Below are 16,881 nucleotides of genomic sequence, written 5' to 3'. Positions count from 1 at the left end.
AAAAGGCAGACCCGTTGGTCTGCCTCAGGATTTAACGGGGCGCGATCTCCCGGTCTCGCCCGGCTAACACACCGCAGATAGCCATTATCACAGCGGCCAGCGCACAGCCCAGAAGCGGGATTTGCCAGTCTCCTGCGGTATCGTGAATTTTCCCCATCAGCGGCGGGCCGCAGGCGGCAAGCAGGTAGCCAATCGACTGTGCCATTCCGGAGAGCGCCGCCGCCTGGTGCGCAGAGCTGGCGCGCAGGCCGATGAACGTCAGGCCGAGGATCATTGTTGCCCCTGTGCCAAAGCCAAACATCAGCGTCCACATCACCGCCATTCCGGGCATAAACCATAATCCTGCCGCGCTTATCGCGCACATCAGGGCCACTAAGCCTGCGATCGCTCGCTGATCTTTCAGGCGGTGGAGGATCAGCGGAACGGCGAGTCCCGGCACGGCCGTGGCCAGCTGCAACAGACCGTGCACCGAGCCAGCCTGCGCTTCGCTGTAGCCGTGGCTCAGCAATATCGCCGGCAGCCAGCCGATGATGACGTAGTAGATCAGCGAGTTAATTCCTAAAAAGAGCGTTACCTGCCAGGCGAGGGCCGAGCGCCAGAGCGCACGGTTTTGCAGCGCGCCTGCGCCCGTTACCGTTGCGACGTGTTTCTGACGCCACTGCGGCAGCCAGAGCAGCAGTGCGACCAGCGGAAACGCCATCAGCATCAGCAGCGCGCCATGCCAGCCCGCGCTCCCCTGTGCAAGGGGAACGATCATCGCTGAGCCAAACGCCGCCGAGACGCCCATCGTCAGGGAATAGGCGCCGGTGAGCTTCGCCACCTGGCCCGGAAAATCACGCTTAATTAATCCCGGTAACAGCACGTTCCCGAGCGCAATACCGCAGCCGACGATCGCCGTTCCGATGAAAAGCAAAGCGGCGGAAGGCAGCGAGCGAACGGCAATCCCGGCGCAAATGAGCAGCAGGGCGATAAACAGACTGCGCTCCATGCCGATACGCCGGGCAACGCCTGCGGCGAGCGGCGAGACGAGGGCGAAAGCCAGCAGGGGCAGGGTGGTCAGCAGACCGGTTTGCGCCGTGCTTAAGCCATAATCAAGACGAATGGTATCGAGCAGCGGCGCTGCGCCAGTAAAGGTGACGCGAAGCGTGGTGGCAATCATCAGGATGCCTGCAATCAACAGCGCGCCGTGTTTTCCTGAGGTGCGAATAGCAGTAGTCATTATGTTCTCATACGTTCAAGCGAGCGCACACAATACCGATTTTCTCAGCGGTTGAAATCAGGCTAAAATGACAGTTTATCGCTCATATCGGACAAACTGATGATTGGTCTGGGACTGGAAGGCTACGATCCAGATAGCCAGTACGATGCGGCCGTCGCATTTCGCATTCAGGTAGTGGCGGAGGAACAATATATTCCGCTTCATCACCACCGTAAGGGGCAGCTGATTCTGGCCCTCGGCGGCGCAATCACCTGTGAAGTGGAAAATGCCATGCTGATGGTGCCGCCCCAGTATGCCGTCTGGATCCCTGGACAGATGCCGCACAGTAACAGGGCCACGCCGGGCGCGCAGCTCTGCTTTCTGTTCATTGAGCCGGGGGCTGCCAGCCTGCCCGAGCGCTGCTGTACCCTGAAAATCTCCCCCCTGGTGCGGGAGCTGATTTTATCGCTCGCGGAAAAATCACGTGAACAGCTGCAGCTCGCGGCCACCTCGCGTCTGGTGGACGTCCTGTTTGACGAGCTGCCGCTCCAGCGACAGGAGCATCTGCAGCTGCCCGTGTCGCCCCATCCCAAAATCAGGCTGATGAGCGAGAAGATGGCGGAAGAGCCCGCCGCCTGGCAGACGCTAACGCAGTGGGCGAGCCACTTCGCCATGAGCGAGCGCAATCTGGCGCGGCTGGTGGTGAAAGAGACCGGTCTAAGCTTCCGCCGCTGGCGTCATCAGCTGCAGCTGATTGTGGCGTTACAGCATTTAATAAGCGGCAAATCGGTGCAGCAGGTGGCCCAGTCACTGGGCTATGACTCGACCACCGCGTTTATCACCATGTTCAGGAAGGGACTGGGCCAGACGCCGGTGCGTTATATGGCCAGCCTGACTACGACTTCCCGATAAACAGCGAGACAAGGCCTGCCGCAATCAGCGGGCCGACCGGCACGCCGCGAAAGAGCGCCACGCCCAGCACGGTGCCCACCAGCAGACCCGCCACCAGCGAGGGCTGGCTGCTCATCAGCGTGACGCCGCGTCCGCCCAGCCACGACACAAATATCCCCACCGCGATCGCCACCAGCGATTTCCAGTTTACAAACGAATGCAGCAGCGTGGAGGCGGGAAGCGTGCCGCTGGCGATGGGCGCCATTACCCCGATGGTTAAGATGATGATCCCGATGGTGAGGCCTTGTTTTTCTATCCACGGGAAAAAGGTATTTAACGGGGTCACGCGCACAATAATCAGCACCAGAATCGAGATGGCGACGGTGGTGTTATGGCTGATAAAGCCGAGCGCGGCGAGTGCCAGAAGAATGAGCAGAGTAGGGTCAAACATAGGGAATCCTTGCCAGAATAATGGTCCTGTTTACTGTACGCGCAAACGCGGCAGAGAACAGTGTTAAAAAGATTTTATCGTTGTCATAACCTTGTCATTTACGCGGATTAAAACGAAAGCAGATATCGCTAAAGGGTCGCCATCATGAACGATCACATGTTTGTGGAAACGCTGATTATCTCCTCATCGTTTTTCGCTATTGCCGTTATTCTTGTTGCCTCCGTGCTGTTCCTGGAACGAAAAGGCTGACAGGGCGTCAGCCGTTGCAGTTAGGCTTTATGGAAGGTGACGAGCTCAGGACGGGCGATGCGCAGGTAATCCTGGGTATCCATAATCACGGATTTCTCCAGCAGGCCGGCGTTAAACGCGATTTCGTCAAAGCGCTCGAACAGCAGCGGGTCCGCAACCAGCGCCAGGTCAGGATGGAAGCTAAAGGGCGGGATAGCGCCGAAAACGCAGGCGGTCAGGGCATCGACTTCGGCAGGGCTGGCGAGGGAGGCCTTTAGCCCGCCAAAATGGCTGGCAAGCTGGCTCAGGTCAGCCTGCAGGTCGGCGGCGAGGATCGCCAGAACATGTTTCTTTACGCCGTTTCCCTTCACCTTGCAGACCAGGGCTTTAGCGCCTTGCCGCAGGTCGGTTCCGCGAATTTCACTTACCGCTTCACATTTCCCGACCGCCTCGTGCTCCATGACGCGAAAACGCGCGCCCTGCTCGGTGAGTAAGGTAATGAGCTGCTGGTGGGTTCCTGTTCCAATAACGTCATCAGTCATAACGATTTTCCCGGTGATAATCCAGTATGCAGGGGTCTACATTAGCACGGGATGAACGGGGTCGAAAGAAAACAGCCAGCGGGTTCGCTGGCTGTGGGATTATGCGTTGCTGGTAGCAGACTGCTTGTGGAACAGCTCCCTGAACACCGGATAAATGTCATCCTGGTCACGGATATGCTGCATGGCAAAATTATCGAACATCGACTGCAGATGCTCATACTCCCGCCACAGGGTCTGGTGCGCACGACGGGTGATTTCGATATAGCTGTAGTAACGCACGACCGGCAGAATTTTCTTCGCCAGAATCTCGTGACACAGCGGCGAGTCGTCGGCCCAGTTATCGCCATCCGACGCCTGCGCGGCATAAATGTTCCACTGTGCCGGGTCGTAGCGCTCTTTGACCACTTCATCCATCAGCTTCAGCGCGCTCGAGACGATGGTGCCCCCGGTTTCCTGCGAGTAGAAGAACTCATGTTCATCCACTTCTTTTGCCTGAGTATGGTGACGGATATAGACCACCTCGACGTTCTTATAGGTTCTGCTCAGGAACAGGTAGAGCAGGATATAAAAACGCTTCGCCATATCCTTCGTGGCCTGGTCCATCGAGCCGGACACGTCCATCAGACAGAACATCACCGCCTGGCTGGAGGGCTCAGGGCGTTTTTCGTAGTTCTTGTAGCGCAGGTCAAAGGTGTCGATAAACGGGACCCGTTCGATCTTCGCCCTCAGCTCTGCAATCTCTTTACGCAGGCGCTCCTCTTCCAGCAGTTGCGCCGGTTCCGTATTTTCCACCACCTTCAGGCTGCTCTCCAGCTCGCGCAGTTCGCGACGTTTGCCTGCCGTCATGGCCGTGCGTCGCGCCAGCGAGTTCTGCAACGAACGCACGACGCTGATGTTGGCGGGCACGCCGTTGGCTGTATAGCCCGCGCGGTGGGTTTTATATTCATTAAGCTGACGATGCTGATTCTTTTTCAGATTCGGCAGCGCCAGGTCTTCGAACAGCAGGTCGAGATATTCATCTTTTGAGATCTGGAAGACAAATTCGTCCTGACCTTCACCGTCCTGGCTGGCCTGTCCCTGACCGCTTCCTGAACCACCGCCGCCGCCCTGAGGGCGCTCAATTCTGTCGTTCTGAACGAAGTGGTCATTACCTGGGTGTACGCGATGGCGCAGGCCGCCTCGCCCCTGATGAAACATCGGTTCGCTGATGTCATCGGTGGGGATGGAGACAGACTCGCCGCTGTCGACGTCGGTCACCGAGCGTTTGTTGATGGCCTCGGAGATAGACTGTTTAATTTGCGCTTTATAACGACGCAAGAAGCGCTGGCGGTTCACCGTGCTCTTGTTTTTGCCGTTAAGACGCCGGTCAATAAACCAGGTCATATACCCCCCGTACTGCATTTGCCAACTTGCATTTTGTAGGCCCGGCAGGCGCTAACCGCCGCCGGGCACTTGTTTTAAGACGATTTACGCACGCGCAGGTACCATTCGCAGAGCAGGCGGACCTGTTTGCGGGTGTAGCCTTTTTCCATCATACGGTCGACAAAATCGTCGTGTTTTTTCTGTTCATCGGTTGAGGTTTTGGCGTTAAACGAGATCACCGGCAGCAGCTCTTCGGTATTGGAGAACATTTTCTTCTCAATGACCGTGCGCAGCTTCTCGTAGCTGGTCCAGTTCGGATTGCGCCCGTTGTTATGCGCTCTGGCGCGCAGGACGAAGTTCACAATCTCATTACGGAAATCTTTCGGGTTGCTGATCCCGGCAGGCTTCTCGATTTTTTCCAGCTCCGCGTTCAGGGATTCACGGTCAAACAGCTGGCCGGTATCCGGGTCGCGGTACTCCTGATCCTGGATCCAGAAGTCAGCGTAGGTGACATAACGGTCAAAAATGTTCTGCCCGTATTCTGAATAGGATTCCAGGTAGGCCGTCTGGATCTCTTTGCCAATGAACTCGGCGTATTTCGGGATCAGGTAACCTTTCAGGAACTCAAGGTAGCGTTCAGCCTGCTCCTGCGGGAACTGCTCGCGCTCGATTTGCTGCTCCAGCACGTAGAACAGATGCACCGGGTTGGCCGCCACTTCCGCATGGTCGAAGTTAAAGACGCGGGAGAGGATCTTAAACGCGAAGCGCGTGGACAGACCGTTCATCCCTTCATCCACCCCGGCGTAGTCGCGATACTCCTGATACGACTTCGCTTTCGGATCGGTATCCTTCAGGCTCTCACCGTCATAGACGCGCATTTTCGAGTAGATGCTGGAGTTTTCCGGCTCTTTCAGGCGCGACAGGATGGAGAAGCGAGACAGCGTTTCCAGCGTGCCCGGCGCGCACGGCGCATGCACCAGCTCACTGTGGTTAAGCAGTTTCTCGTAAATTTTGATCTCTTCGGAGATCCGCAGGCAGTAAGGCACCTTAACGATGTACACGCGGTCAAGGAAAGCCTCATTGTTTTTGTTGTTACGGAAGGTCACCCATTCAGATTCGTTCGAGTGGGCAAGAATGATCCCGTTAAACGGCAGGGCGGAGATACCTTCCGTCCCGTTGTAGTTTCCTTCCTGAGTGGCCGTCAGCAGCGGATGCAGCACCTTGATGGGCGCTTTAAACATCTCGACGAATTCCATAATCCCCTGGTTAGCCCGGCACAGCGCGCCGGAGTAACCGTAGGCATCCGGGTCGTTTTGCGCGAAGTTTTCCAGCTTGCGGATGTCGACCTTACCGACCAGCGCCGAAATATCCTGGTTGTTCTCATCACCGGGTTCCGTTTTGGCGATGGCGATCTGTTCCAGGATAGACGGCCAGACTTTCACCACGCGGAATTTGGTGATGTCGCCACCAAACTCATGCAGGCGTTTTGCCGCCCACGGCGACATGATGGTGCCGAGGTAGCGACGCGGGATGCCGTACTCTTTATCCAGAATCTGCGCATCTTCCTGCGGATTGAACAAGCACAGCGGGTGGTCATTCACCGGGCTGCGCTCGCCGTTGGCGCTCAGCACATAGATAGGCACGCGCTGCATCAGCGACTTCAGGCGTTCCGCCAGCGAGGATTTACCGCCGCCCACGGGGCCGAGTAAATAGAGGATCTGTTTCTTCTCTTCCAGACCCTGAGCGGCATGCTTCAGGTAGGAGACAATCTGCTCTATGGCATCTTCCATGCCATAGAACTCTTCAAACGCCGGGTATCGGGCGACCACCCGATTCGAAAAGAGACGGGAAAGCCGGGGTTCCAGGGCAGTGTCAACCATGTTTGGCTCACCAATAGCCATCAATAGCCGTTCTGCCGCATTGGCATAGGCACTGCGATCTTGCCGACAGATGGTAAGAAACTCCTGCAGTGTGAACTCTTCGTCCTTGGCAGCTTCATAGCGCTGGCGATAGTGATCGAATATATTCATGGCATGCCGTCCTTTCGTTTTTTAGCACAGGATAAGAGCCGTTCGTATGAGTAGTGGAGGCTCCCGGAAGAGAATCTCTCGCACCTCACTGCCAGAGCAGCAACCTGTGTGCCAGGTCAGACGCTAAGAACCGCAGGGTGTTCAGGAAAACTCTTCTTAAATTAAAGCGTAGATGGCATTTGCAAAACTTGCATGCCCATAAAATCTACTTTCAATGACATATCAATAACTCATCCAAAAATTTCCACTCTGGTAATAAGGCAAAAGCACATTTTTCATTCAGCGGTCATGTAAATGAAAGCCGGTTGTCATCTGATAAGTTAAAAATAATGGGTTAATCAGACTGATTAGCAGGCAAAAAATTTTGGGATGTACGGGAATGGCGGTTACACTTCACCCGCTGATTATTTGACTACAGGAAAGAATGGATTGTGACCAAACTCAAACTTCTGGCATTAGGCATCCTTGCCGCGACCGCAGTAAGCACCGCACAGGCGGAAAGTCAGTGGACGGTTGGCGCGGGTGTTGGCGTCATTAACAGCCCGTACAAACAGTATGACCGTGATGTTTATCCTGTCCCGGTTATCACCTATGAAGGCGATAACGTCTGGTTCCGTGGGCTCGGCGGCGGCTACTATCTGTGGAACGATACGGCCGATAAGCTTTCCATCATGGCGTACTACGATCCTACGCACTTCAAGCCGGGTGACAGCGACAGCCACGCGCTTCGCCAGCTCGACAAGCGTAAAAGCTCGATGATGGCCGGCCTCTCTTATGTGCATAACACCCAGTATGGCTTCCTGCGTACGGCCCTGGCAGGCGATACGCTGGATAACAGCAACGGCTTTATCTGGGATCTGGCGTGGCTGTACCGTTACACCAACGGTGGTCTGACCCTGACGCCGGGTATTGGTGTGCAGTACAACAGCGAGAACTACAATGACTACTATTATGGCGTCTCTAAAAACGAGTCCCGTCGTAGCGGTCTGAAGAGCTACAACGCAGATGACGGCTGGGATCCGTACCTGGAGCTGACCGCGAGCTATAACTTCCTTGGCGACTGGAGCGTGTACGGTACTGGCCGTTATGAGCGTCTGAGCGATGAAGTGAAAGACAGCCCGATGGTCGATAAGTCCTGGGCAGGCATCTTCTCTGTCGGTGTGACCTACAAGTTCTGATTGCGCACTTATATTGTGCAATTGGTGCATCAAAACGGGGCGCTTGCGCCCCGTTTGCTTCAGTGTGGTGCAGCGAGATTATCGCTTAATAATGCGGATCGTCTGCCCTAAACGAGATGGCTTTTCTTCACTCGCTTTCTGCGGGGTAGTCACGCAGGCCGTTTCCACGCAGACAAACGTTTTATAACCGTCGTCAGGCACGTCGGCCATGCTGACAGACAGTGCAGGACCCGGGTTCCAGCCCACCACGTTGCTGTGATGGTGATGTACTACCTCAATGCCGCGGTTCAGGGCACCGTCGTGGATCATGCTGCATGCTTCCGGATGCAGATAGACGCGGTCGGTACGGTCAGGAAACGCCTGAACGCCGTCGCTGAGTTTGCCTTCTTTCGCGTTGTCGACTTTATCGATAAAGGTATCGCCAAGGCCACTCACCTTCACAGCGCTGATGTCACCCACGTTGAAATAGGTGTGCAGGGCGGAGGTGGTTTCGAACTCGCCGTGGGCTTCCAGTTCGATTTCACAGGTTTTACCCAGCTTAAAGCGGGCGTACAGGGTGAAATCGTGCGGCCACAGGGCGCGGGTTTCGTCATTAGCCTGCAGCTCAAAGGTCAGCACGGCGCCGCTGTCGTCTTCGTTATGCGCTTTCAGGGTCCACTGCTGGTTACGGGCAAAACCGTGAGAAGGCAAACCCGGCTGTGCGGACGGGCCGAACCACGGCCAGCAGATCGGTACGCCACCACGGATTGCAGCCCCTTTTTTGAAGGAGGTCGCATCACTGAGCCACAATCCCTCAACTTCACCCTCCGGCTTCCAGGAGAGCAGGTGGGCGCCGTTCAGCGCCACGGAGGCCTTAACGCGCGGATGGTCAACGACGATAACGTCAGCACCGTCAATCTGGCGGCGGGAGAGCACAGGGGTAAGTTGTTCGACTACCGGAAGTGCAAAAATTTTATTAATCATTAAGCAATCCTCTGTCTTATAAATAAAAAAGGCGACCGAAGTCGCCTTTTTGGATCAAACACTCATCTCAACTTATTTGGAGATGTGAGCGATCAGGTCCAGTACTTTGTTAGAGTAGCCGGTTTCGTTGTCGTACCAGGATACCAGTTTAACGAAGTTGTCGTTCAGTGCGATACCAGCTTTAGCATCGAACACGGAAGTGCACACTTCGCCGTTGAAATCGGTAGAAACAACGTCGTCTTCGGTGTAACCCAGAACGCCTTTCATTGGGCCTTCGGAAGCAGCTTTGATTGCTTTCTTAATTTCTTCATAAGAAGCAGCTTTTTCCAGACGAACGGTCAGGTCAACAACGGATACGTTAGGAGTTGGAACGCGGAACGCCATACCAGTCAGTTTGCCATTCAGTTCTGGCAGTACTTTACCTACAGCTTTAGCCGCACCGGTAGAGGATGGGATGATGTTCTGAGCCGCGCCACGGCCGCCGCGCCAGTCTTTGTGAGACGGGCCATCAACGGTTTTCTGAGTAGCGGTGGTTGCGTGAACGGTAGTCATCAGACCTTCGATGATGCCGAAGTTGTCGTTGATAACTTTAGCCAGCGGTGCCAGGCAGTTGGTGGTGCAGGATGCGTTGGAAACGATGTCCTGGCCAGCGTAAGTTTCGAAGTTTGCACCACGAACGAACATTGGAGTGTTGTCTTTGGAAGGACCCGTCAGAACAACTTTCTTCGCACCCGCAGTGATGTGTTTACGTGCAGTTTCGTCGGTCAGGAAGATACCGGTTGCTTCAGCAACAACGTCAACACCAATTTCGTTCCATTTCAGGTTAGCTGGGTCTTTCTCAGCAGTAACGCGGATGGTTTTGCCATTTACAACCAGGTGGCCGTCTTTCACTTCAACGGTGCCGTCGAAACGACCGTGAGTTGAGTCGTACTTCAGCATGTACGCCATGTATTCAGCGTCCAGGAGATCGTTGATACCAACGATTTCGATGTCAGAACGTTTCTGAGCAGCACGGAAAACAATACGGCCGATACGGCCAAAACCGTTGATACCTACTTTGATAGTCATATATTCCACCAGCTATTTGTTAGTGAATAAAAGGTTGCCTGTAAAATTACAAAAACCTTACGCAGCGTCAAGCGGAATCGTGTCAATCATTGCGACAAATCAATCCTGTGACTAACGTTTGTGCGACTGACTCGCCTCACTTTCCCTTTGAGCTTGCAACCACATGGGGGCTGCGCCCGGAATTTTAAAGTCCTCGCAGGATAAAAATGTGAATATGATCACAATTGCCTGACCGCCTTTTCGCGACACATAAGTTTAGATCAAAAGTGCACGCAAGGGTGTTAATGTTTTGTTAGAATGCGGGGTAAAAGATGTCTGTTTCTACAGCGAGATGTAAGCATATGTCGAACCAACGTAACCCCGACGATTTGAAAAAAAACCTCACAGAAATGCAGTTTTACGTGACGCAAAACCACGGGACGGAACCGCCGTTCACCGGGCGTTTACTGCACAACAAGCGAGACGGCGTCTACCACTGCCTGGTCTGTGATGCTCCGCTGTTCAATTCCCAAACGAAATTTGATTCGGGCTGCGGCTGGCCGAGCTTTTACGAGCCGGTGAGCGATGAGGCTATCCGCTATCTGACCGACTCGTCCTACGGTATGGTGCGCACCGAAATTCGCTGCGGCAACTGCGATGCGCACCTTGGACACGTCTTCCCGGATGGCCCTCAGCCAACGGGCGAGCGTTTCTGCGTGAATTCAGCCTCAATGAGCTTCACTGACGACGAAAACGGCGACCAGATCAAGGGTTGAAAAAACGATTCAGCAAATTATTCCTTTAAAAGGGCGGGATTGTGAATATTGAAGACATGATTAGCGGTATGACGCCGGAGATTTATCAGCGTCTGGTCACCGCCGTAGAGCTGGGAAAATGGCCCGATGGCGTCGCGCTGACCCCGGAGCAGAAAGAAAACAGCCTGCAGCTGGTGATGCTGTGGCAGGCGCGCAACAACACCGACGCGCAGCACATGACGATCGACACCCATGGTCAAATGGTGATGAAGAGCAAGCGTGAGCTGAAAGAGGACTTTGGTATCACCCCGAAGCCGATTGCGACTTTCAAATAATGCTCTCATGTAGGCCGGGTAAGCGCTAGCGCCACCCGGCACGCTACACTTTAGTGCGGGATCCCGAGCGACGCCGCCAGCTGCTTCGCTAACTGGTTTTCATCATCCGCGCCGTACTCCCAGAACATCGCCCCGGCGAGACCTTTCTCTTTGATGTAGTCCGCTTTGATCGCCACGGATCGCGGGTTCTCATACGAAATCGCAAACAGCGCGTTGCCATCGGCACCCTTCACCGAAAGCCACGGCACTTTCGCCTGGTCGTCCCAGTGCTCGGTAAAGCGTTTCTGCGGATCGTTCAGCAGCTTTTTGACGATATCGTTGTACTTCACGTAGGTATCTTTGGTCAGGTCGTAGCCGAGCGACTTGAACAACCCGATCTCCTGCGGCCCGAAGTAGGGCTGAGTGGCCGGATTTTTTTGCGCATCGGGTTTCGTCCAGTCAATGCCCGGCTCCACGGCGCGTTTCGGCACGCGGCCATAGAAACCAATCCCGAGATTCATCTGCTGCGGCTTCAGCCCGGCGGCCAGATAGTTGTTCACCACAAAATCGACGCTGTATTTGTCCGCGGCGGCCACCGTCGGCCAGGCGCTGGAGTCGTACAGGTTGGCATTGAAATACTGCGTGCCGTACGCCATGTCGTAGGTCATCAGGTTGATGTAATCGAGCAGGGGGGCAATGGCTTTCACATCCACCCAGCTTTTCGGACTTTCCGCGTTCGCGCCTACCGCAATGGTCACCAGCTTTTTATGCCCGAACGCGTCGCGCATCTCCTTCAGCAGGGCGGTAAAGTTATCCCTGTCGGCGGGCTGGCTTGCCACCAGGCCCCAGGCACCGTTGACCGGATACTCCCAGTCGAGGTCGATCCCGTCCAGACCATATTTTTCAACAATCTCCTGCGCGGAGCGGATGAACACCGTGCGGCTCTCTTGGGTTGCTGCTGCGCCAGAGAAACCACGCGCGCCCCAGCCGCCGACGGAGAGCAGGACCTTAAGATTTGGGTTTTGCTTACGCAGCGTGGGGATTAAGGCCAGATCGGACGCCACTTTTGGCGATAGCCAGATTTGATGCAGCTTCGCCGGATCTTTCAGCGCGGCGTTGGTTTCGTCTTTTTCGTCGTTATAGACCAGACCAAACGAGTAGTTCAGGTGGGTGATCTGGCGAACGTCCAGCTTATTGATATCGCCACCCGGTCCGGCGGTGACGTCGCCACCTCCGTTAAAGTAGCCCACGGACATCAGGGAACTGGCGGAGGCAACTGACGCGCAAAGCAAGGGTAAGGCTGCCAGCAAGGGCAAACGTTTCATACAAGTTCCTCTTTGACTTAATAAAAATAACCACGCCACGGAAAAGGCGTGGCGAAAAAACAGCCTGAAGAGAATAGCATTGCCGCTTCGCTGAGGTTGCGAGGGAGTTCACTTTATGGGGATCGGAGGGGGAGTTTTGCCGGGTGGCGCTGACGCTTACCCGGCCTAAAACCAAAGAAGTCGGCCGGGTAAGGCGCAGCCGCCACCCGGCTTAAAAGACTACGCCTGCGTTTCCAGCCAGTCTTCGAGCGTATACAGCGTCGCGCCTTCCGCAGCCATATCCATAAACGCCTGAGCGCTGTCCTGCGGGTGAATGTTCACCCCGCGGCAGCCGTCGGTGATGACGCTGACGGTGTAGCCAAGCTGAAGCGCATCCAGCACGGTGAACTTCACGCAGTAGTCCGTTGCCAGCCCCAGCACAATCAGCTCGGTGATTTCATGGTGACGTAACCAGGCGTCCAGCGCCGTTTTCTGGCGATGCCCGTTATCAAAAAACGCGCTATAGCTGTCGATAGCCGGGTTTTCACCTTTATGGAACACCGCGTCGATGGCTTTCTGGTTCAGGAGCGGATGTAACTCCGCGCCTTCCGTTTGCTGTACGCAGTGATCCGGCCAGAAAGTTTGCGCCAGCCCGTCGAGTTCACCCTGGGTGAAGGGCTCGACATTGTGCTGGCTGGCAAAGCTGCCGTGATTTGCCGGGTGCCAGTCCTGGCTTGCGACAACTGCTTCACCACGGGCTTTGCACCAGTCAATCAGCGTGTTGGCCACGTCAACGGTGCTGTCACCTTCGGCGACGGCCAGCGCACCGCCCGCGCAGAAATCATTTTGCAAATCGACCAGGAGCAGGGCGCGTTGCTTCATGAGACCTCCTTATTCGTCAGGTGTCAGTTCGCCGCGCAGGTTTTGCATCATCGCGCTGCGAATGGACTGAATGTCCAGATCCTGACTCAATAAATAGTGAAGTTTAGTCAGCGTTGCCTCAACGGTCATATCGAAACCGCTGATCACGCCCGCATGCGCCAGCGCGTTGCCGGTGGCATAGCCGCCCATATTCACTTTACCGGACATACACTGGGTCAGGTTTACCACCACAATTCCGCGCTCGCTGGCTTCCTGAAGCTCTTTCAGAAACTCGCCGTTTTGCGGCGCATTGCCCACGCCATAGGAGCGCAGGATCAGCGCCTTCACCGGCTGGCGCAGGAAGTTACGCACCACGTCCGCAGAGATACCCGGATAAATGGTCACCACGCCAATCGGTTGCGGGGTAATCGGATGCACAATCAGCTCGCCCGCTGTGTTCGGCGCAGGAGGGGTTCCCAGACGGCGGATATGAATCCCGGCCTCCAGCAGCGGCTGCAGGTTGGGTGAGGCAAAGGCGTCAAAGCCGTCGGCGTGGGCTTTGGTGGTGCGGTTCCCGCGATACAGACGGTTGTTAAAGAACAACGACACTTCGTTAATCGGGTAATTCGCCGCCACGTACAGGGAGTTCAGCAGGTTGATCTGCCCGTCAGAGCGCAGCTCCGCCAGCGGAATTTGCGATCCGGTGACGATAACCGGCTTGCTCAGGTTCTCCAGCATGAAGGAGAGCGCCGAGGCGGTAAACGCCATGGTGTCGGTACCGTGCAGGATCACGAAGCCGTCGTACTGGTCGTAATGGGCTTTAATATCATCCGCGATGTGCTGCCAGTCTTCCGGCGTCATGTCGGAGGAGTCCATCAGCGGCTCGTATTCGTGGATGGTGAAGTCAGGCATTTCCGGACGGTGGAATTCGGGCATCAGCGCAAGCTGACGCTGCAGGTGGCCGGAGACGGGGATATAGCCGTTTTCAGAGCGCTGCATACCGATGGTACCGCCAGTGTAGGCTACATAAATCGATTTCTTCTGCATGGTAGTGAGTTCTTGTTCTTCAAAAGAAAAAAATCCCCTCTTCGTAGGAAGAGGGGACGGTTTTTAACGGACGTTCGCGCAGGTCAGGCAAAACGCGTAACGACTCTGTGGATCGTTAAAGGCCGCAAGCTTATCGCTTTCTGCCTTCATCGCTTTTGCCGCCGTGGCGACCGGCGCAGGCAGATAAGCCTGCAGCGCCTCCGGCAGCATGGCGCGTACCGAGCCGGACATGCTGTCCATGACCATATCGAAGAACGACGGTTCGTCCTGGTAATACTCGATATGCCACTGCTTCAGCTTCGCCAGTTCGGCGGCTTTCTTCACCGCGTCATCGAAGTCGCCCAGGCTGTCCACCAGTCCGTTGCTCTTCGCATCCTGACCGGTCCAGACGTGGCCCTGCGCAATCTGGTCGATCTGCTCAGGCGTCTTTTTGCGCGAGTCGGCGACCAGGGTGATAAAGCGTTTATAGCCGTTCTCAATGCTGAGCTGCATCATCTCAGAGACTTCCGGCGGCAGGGATTTGGTCACCGCGACATCCGCGAGCGGAGAGGTCGCTACGCCGTCAGTATGCACGCCCAGAGAATCCAGGCTGTTTTCTACGGTGTTGATCACCCCGAAGATGCCAATCGAGCCGGTGAGCGTGCTTGGGTTCGCCACGATGTAGTTGGCTGGCGTGGAGATCCAGTACCCCCCGGAGGCGGCCATTCCGCCCATTGAGACGACGACCGGCTTACCGGCGGCGCGGGCCGCGGCCAGTTCAGCGCGGATCACTTCGGAGGCGCTGACGCTACCGCCAGGGCTGTTGACCCGCAGGACAATCGCCTTCACTTTCGGATCGAGGCGCGCATCGCGGATTTGTGACGCGGTGGTGTCGCCGCCCACGTTCCCCGGGGTCTCCTGACCGTCCATGATCGCACCGTTGGCAAAGACCACCGCGACGCTGTCCCCGTTCTCATCCGGTTTCTTCGTCGAGTAATCATACATGCTGATGGCGCTGTAATTTTTGTCCTCTTTGCTCCAGCCAAACTGTTTGCTCAGGGATTTTTCAATCTCGGCGCTGGTGCCCAGGGCATCAACCAGTTTGTTATCGAGCGCATATTTCGCGGTATCGCCGTCAACCTTACGCAGGCCTTCCAGCACGCCCTGCGCGCCAGGGAACACCTGCTCAGGCGTAATCTGACGGTTCGCGGCAACGGTGCCGAGATAGTTCTGCCACAGCTCGCCAATCCAGCGGCTGTCCGCTTCGCGGGCGGCAGGTGACATATCGTCGCGGATAAACGGCTCCACGGCGGATTTGTACGTGCCGACGCGGAAGACGTGGGTGGTAACCTTCAGCTTGTCGAGCAGCGATTTGTAGTACAGGCCGTTGGTGGCAAAGCCGTGCAGATCGACCGTACCCTGTGGGGAGAGCCAGATCTTATTGGCGAAGCTCGCCAGATAATATTGCCCCTGGCTGTAGCTGTCGCCCACGGCAATGACCGGCTTGCCGCTGTCGCGGAATTCGCGCAGCGCTTTACCGATGTACTGCATAGACGGCTGGTCGCCGCCAGCAAAATCTTTCAGATCCAGCACGATGCCGGTGATGTTGCGGTCATCTTTCGCCTGACGGATGGCATCGACGATATCGAACAGGGAGTTTTCCTGCAGGCGGTCGGACGTGGCGCCAAACAGCTGGCGACTGATCACACCCAGACGGTTGCTGGCTGACGGTTTATCAACGATGACGCCGGTGATATCGAGTAACAGGGCCCCGCGAGTCGAATGCTGCGCCTGATTTGCGTTGCTGATGTGCATCCAGATGCCCGCGCAAACCAGAACCAGGAAGATGAAGAAGATGTTCATCACCAGGTTGCGGACGAAGTTGAGCAGTCGCCACGTCCATTTAAAGAAACCGGCAATAATTCGCCAAAGGGTTCGCATGTATTCTCCCTAACCAGAAAATGACTGTTTCCGTCGCCACTGGACGGTAATGTTGGGTTATCGTAATGACCCAACCGCCACTTGTCAGCAGGAATCGCCTGCCAGGCTGTAACAAAATCTGCCGTCGTGTTAATTTTGTGAGTAAATTTCAAGAAAGGAGTTAACCAATGGACGCACTCGAACTGCTTGTTAACCGCCGTAGCGCTTCCCGTCTGGCCGAACCTGCCCCGGCAGGCGAGCAGCTGGAGAACATTCTGCGTGCCGGCATGCGTGCCCCCGATCATGGCACGCTGCAGCCGTGGCACTTCTTTGTGATTGAAGGCGAAGGCCGCGATCGTTTCAGTAAACTGCTGGAGCAGGGAGCGGTGGCCGCAGGGCAGGATGAGAAAGGAATCGAGAAGGCGCGTAATGCCCCGTTCCGCGCCCCGATGATCATCGCTGTCGTGGCAAAATGCCAGGCGGATCATAAAGTCCCGGTCTGGGAACAGGAAATGTCTGCGGGCTGTGCGGTGATGGCGATGCAGATGGCCGCCGTCGCGCAAGGCTTTAACGGTATCTGGCGCACCGGTGCGCTGACCGAAAGCCCGGCGGTCCGGGACGGTTTTGCCTGCGGTGAGCATGACAAAATTGTCGGTTTCCTCTATCTCGGTACTCCGCAGCTTAAAGCCTCCAGCACTATCAGCGTGCCGGACACCACGCCTTTCGTCAGCCGCTTCTGATAACGCACGCTAAACTGTCTGGATTCTGAGCATCTGCCGCAGAATTCAGACAGTCATACTTACCTCTTTAT

General features: G+C 55.9%; 17 protein-coding genes. 6 read left to right on the top strand and 11 right to left on the bottom strand.

What is annotated here, in order from left to right; all coding sequences use genetic code 11:
• Positions 1-31 precede the first annotated feature (31 nt).
• Positions 32-1,219, bottom strand: coding sequence for a CynX/NimT family MFS transporter (locus tag C6A40_RS05460; protein WP_021241045.1), 1,188 nt, complete (start codon positions 1,217-1,219; stop codon positions 32-34).
• Positions 1,220-1,318: 99 nt separating this feature from the next.
• Between C6A40_RS05460 and C6A40_RS05455 the strand changes: the two genes are divergently transcribed.
• Positions 1,319-2,110 (top strand): AraC family transcriptional regulator, encoded by a 792-nt coding sequence (locus tag C6A40_RS05455; RefSeq protein WP_045336980.1) that lies wholly within the window; start codon positions 1,319-1,321, stop codon positions 2,108-2,110.
• Here C6A40_RS05455 and C6A40_RS05450 read toward each other — a convergent pair.
• Positions 2,094-2,540 carry a DUF441 domain-containing protein gene (locus C6A40_RS05450; protein WP_008500737.1) on the bottom strand — a complete coding sequence of 149 codons (447 nt, stop codon included), beginning with the start codon at positions 2,538-2,540 and terminating at the stop codon, positions 2,094-2,096. The genes C6A40_RS05455 and C6A40_RS05450 overlap by 17 nt on opposite strands.
• A gap of 144 nt (positions 2,541-2,684) precedes the next feature.
• Between C6A40_RS05450 and yoaI the strand changes: the two genes are divergently transcribed.
• Complete coding sequence (yoaI, locus tag C6A40_RS05445; RefSeq protein WP_010430055.1) at positions 2,685-2,789, top strand: small membrane protein YoaI; 105 nt, start codon at positions 2,685-2,687, stop codon at positions 2,787-2,789.
• Positions 2,790-2,809: 20 nt separating this feature from the next.
• Here yoaI and C6A40_RS05440 read toward each other — a convergent pair whose 3' ends face one another.
• The 3 genes from C6A40_RS05440 to yeaG form a co-directional block, all read right to left on the bottom strand.
• Positions 2,810-3,310, bottom strand: a complete 501-nt coding sequence (locus C6A40_RS05440; RefSeq protein WP_008500735.1) for a YbaK/prolyl-tRNA synthetase associated domain-containing protein — start codon at positions 3,308-3,310, stop codon at positions 2,810-2,812.
• Positions 3,311-3,409: 99 nt separating this feature from the next.
• A complete protein-coding gene (locus tag C6A40_RS05435) occupies positions 3,410-4,693 on the bottom strand; it encodes a YeaH/YhbH family protein (RefSeq protein ID WP_023292702.1) in 1,284 nt (427 codons plus the stop codon).
• Positions 4,694-4,767: 74 nt separating this feature from the next.
• Entirely contained in the window at positions 4,768-6,702 is a 1,935-nt protein-coding gene (gene yeaG, locus C6A40_RS05430; protein WP_008500713.1) for a protein kinase YeaG, read from the bottom strand.
• A gap of 431 nt (positions 6,703-7,133) precedes the next feature.
• Between yeaG and C6A40_RS05425 the strand changes: the two genes are divergently transcribed.
• Entirely contained in the window at positions 7,134-7,880 is a 747-nt protein-coding gene (locus C6A40_RS05425) for a MipA/OmpV family protein (protein ID WP_045336162.1), read from the top strand.
• Positions 7,881-7,958: 78 nt separating this feature from the next.
• On the opposite strand, the gene C6A40_RS05420 is transcribed toward C6A40_RS05425, so the two are convergent.
• Together C6A40_RS05420 and gapA are read right to left on the bottom strand one after the other, a co-directional pair.
• Positions 7,959-8,843: a D-hexose-6-phosphate mutarotase gene (locus C6A40_RS05420; RefSeq protein ID WP_021241049.1), complete on the bottom strand. Its 885-nt coding sequence runs from the start codon at positions 8,841-8,843 to the stop codon at positions 7,959-7,961.
• A 72-nt stretch (positions 8,844-8,915) separates the two neighbouring features.
• Entirely contained in the window at positions 8,916-9,911 is a 996-nt protein-coding gene (gene gapA, locus C6A40_RS05415; RefSeq protein WP_006809136.1) for a glyceraldehyde-3-phosphate dehydrogenase, read from the bottom strand.
• Positions 9,912-10,252: 341 nt separating this feature from the next.
• Between gapA and msrB the strand changes: the two genes are divergently transcribed.
• Positions 10,253-10,666 carry a peptide-methionine (R)-S-oxide reductase MsrB gene (gene msrB / locus C6A40_RS05410; protein WP_045336160.1) on the top strand — a complete coding sequence of 138 codons (414 nt, stop codon included), beginning with the start codon at positions 10,253-10,255 and terminating at the stop codon, positions 10,664-10,666.
• Positions 10,667-10,707: 41 nt separating this feature from the next.
• Positions 10,708-10,980: a YeaC family protein gene (locus C6A40_RS05405; protein ID WP_021241050.1), complete on the top strand. Its 273-nt coding sequence runs from the start codon at positions 10,708-10,710 to the stop codon at positions 10,978-10,980.
• A 50-nt stretch (positions 10,981-11,030) separates the two neighbouring features.
• On the opposite strand, the gene C6A40_RS05400 is transcribed toward C6A40_RS05405, so the two are convergent.
• From C6A40_RS05400 to sppA, 4 genes are all read right to left on the bottom strand, one after another.
• On the bottom strand, positions 11,031-12,284 hold the full coding sequence (locus C6A40_RS05400; protein WP_045336158.1) for a glycoside hydrolase family 18 protein: 1,254 nt from the start codon (positions 12,282-12,284) through the stop codon (positions 11,031-11,033).
• A 219-nt stretch (positions 12,285-12,503) separates the two neighbouring features.
• On the bottom strand, positions 12,504-13,145 hold the full coding sequence (gene pncA, locus C6A40_RS05395) for a bifunctional nicotinamidase/pyrazinamidase (RefSeq protein ID WP_021241052.1): 642 nt from the start codon (positions 13,143-13,145) through the stop codon (positions 12,504-12,506).
• Between the two features lie 9 nt (positions 13,146-13,154).
• A complete protein-coding gene (ansA, locus tag C6A40_RS05390; protein ID WP_008500705.1) occupies positions 13,155-14,171 on the bottom strand; it encodes an asparaginase in 1,017 nt (338 codons plus the stop codon).
• 63 nt (positions 14,172-14,234) lie between these two features.
• Positions 14,235-16,091, bottom strand: coding sequence for a signal peptide peptidase SppA (sppA, locus tag C6A40_RS05385; RefSeq protein ID WP_032674570.1), 1,857 nt, complete (start codon positions 16,089-16,091; stop codon positions 14,235-14,237).
• A 167-nt stretch (positions 16,092-16,258) separates the two neighbouring features.
• Between sppA and C6A40_RS05375 the strand changes: the two genes are divergently transcribed.
• Complete coding sequence (locus tag C6A40_RS05375; protein WP_023343915.1) at positions 16,259-16,810, top strand: NAD(P)H nitroreductase; 552 nt, start codon at positions 16,259-16,261, stop codon at positions 16,808-16,810.
• The last annotated feature ends 71 nt before the right edge of the window (positions 16,811-16,881 follow it).

Origin of the sequence: Enterobacter sp. GER_MD16_1505_Eko_090, assembly GCF_003331015.1 — a bacterium.
Taxonomy (GTDB): domain Bacteria; phylum Pseudomonadota; class Gammaproteobacteria; order Enterobacterales; family Enterobacteriaceae; genus Enterobacter; species Enterobacter roggenkampii.
The sequence above is the reverse complement of the archived record's forward strand: the minus strand, read 5'-3'. Positions and strand labels throughout refer to the sequence as shown.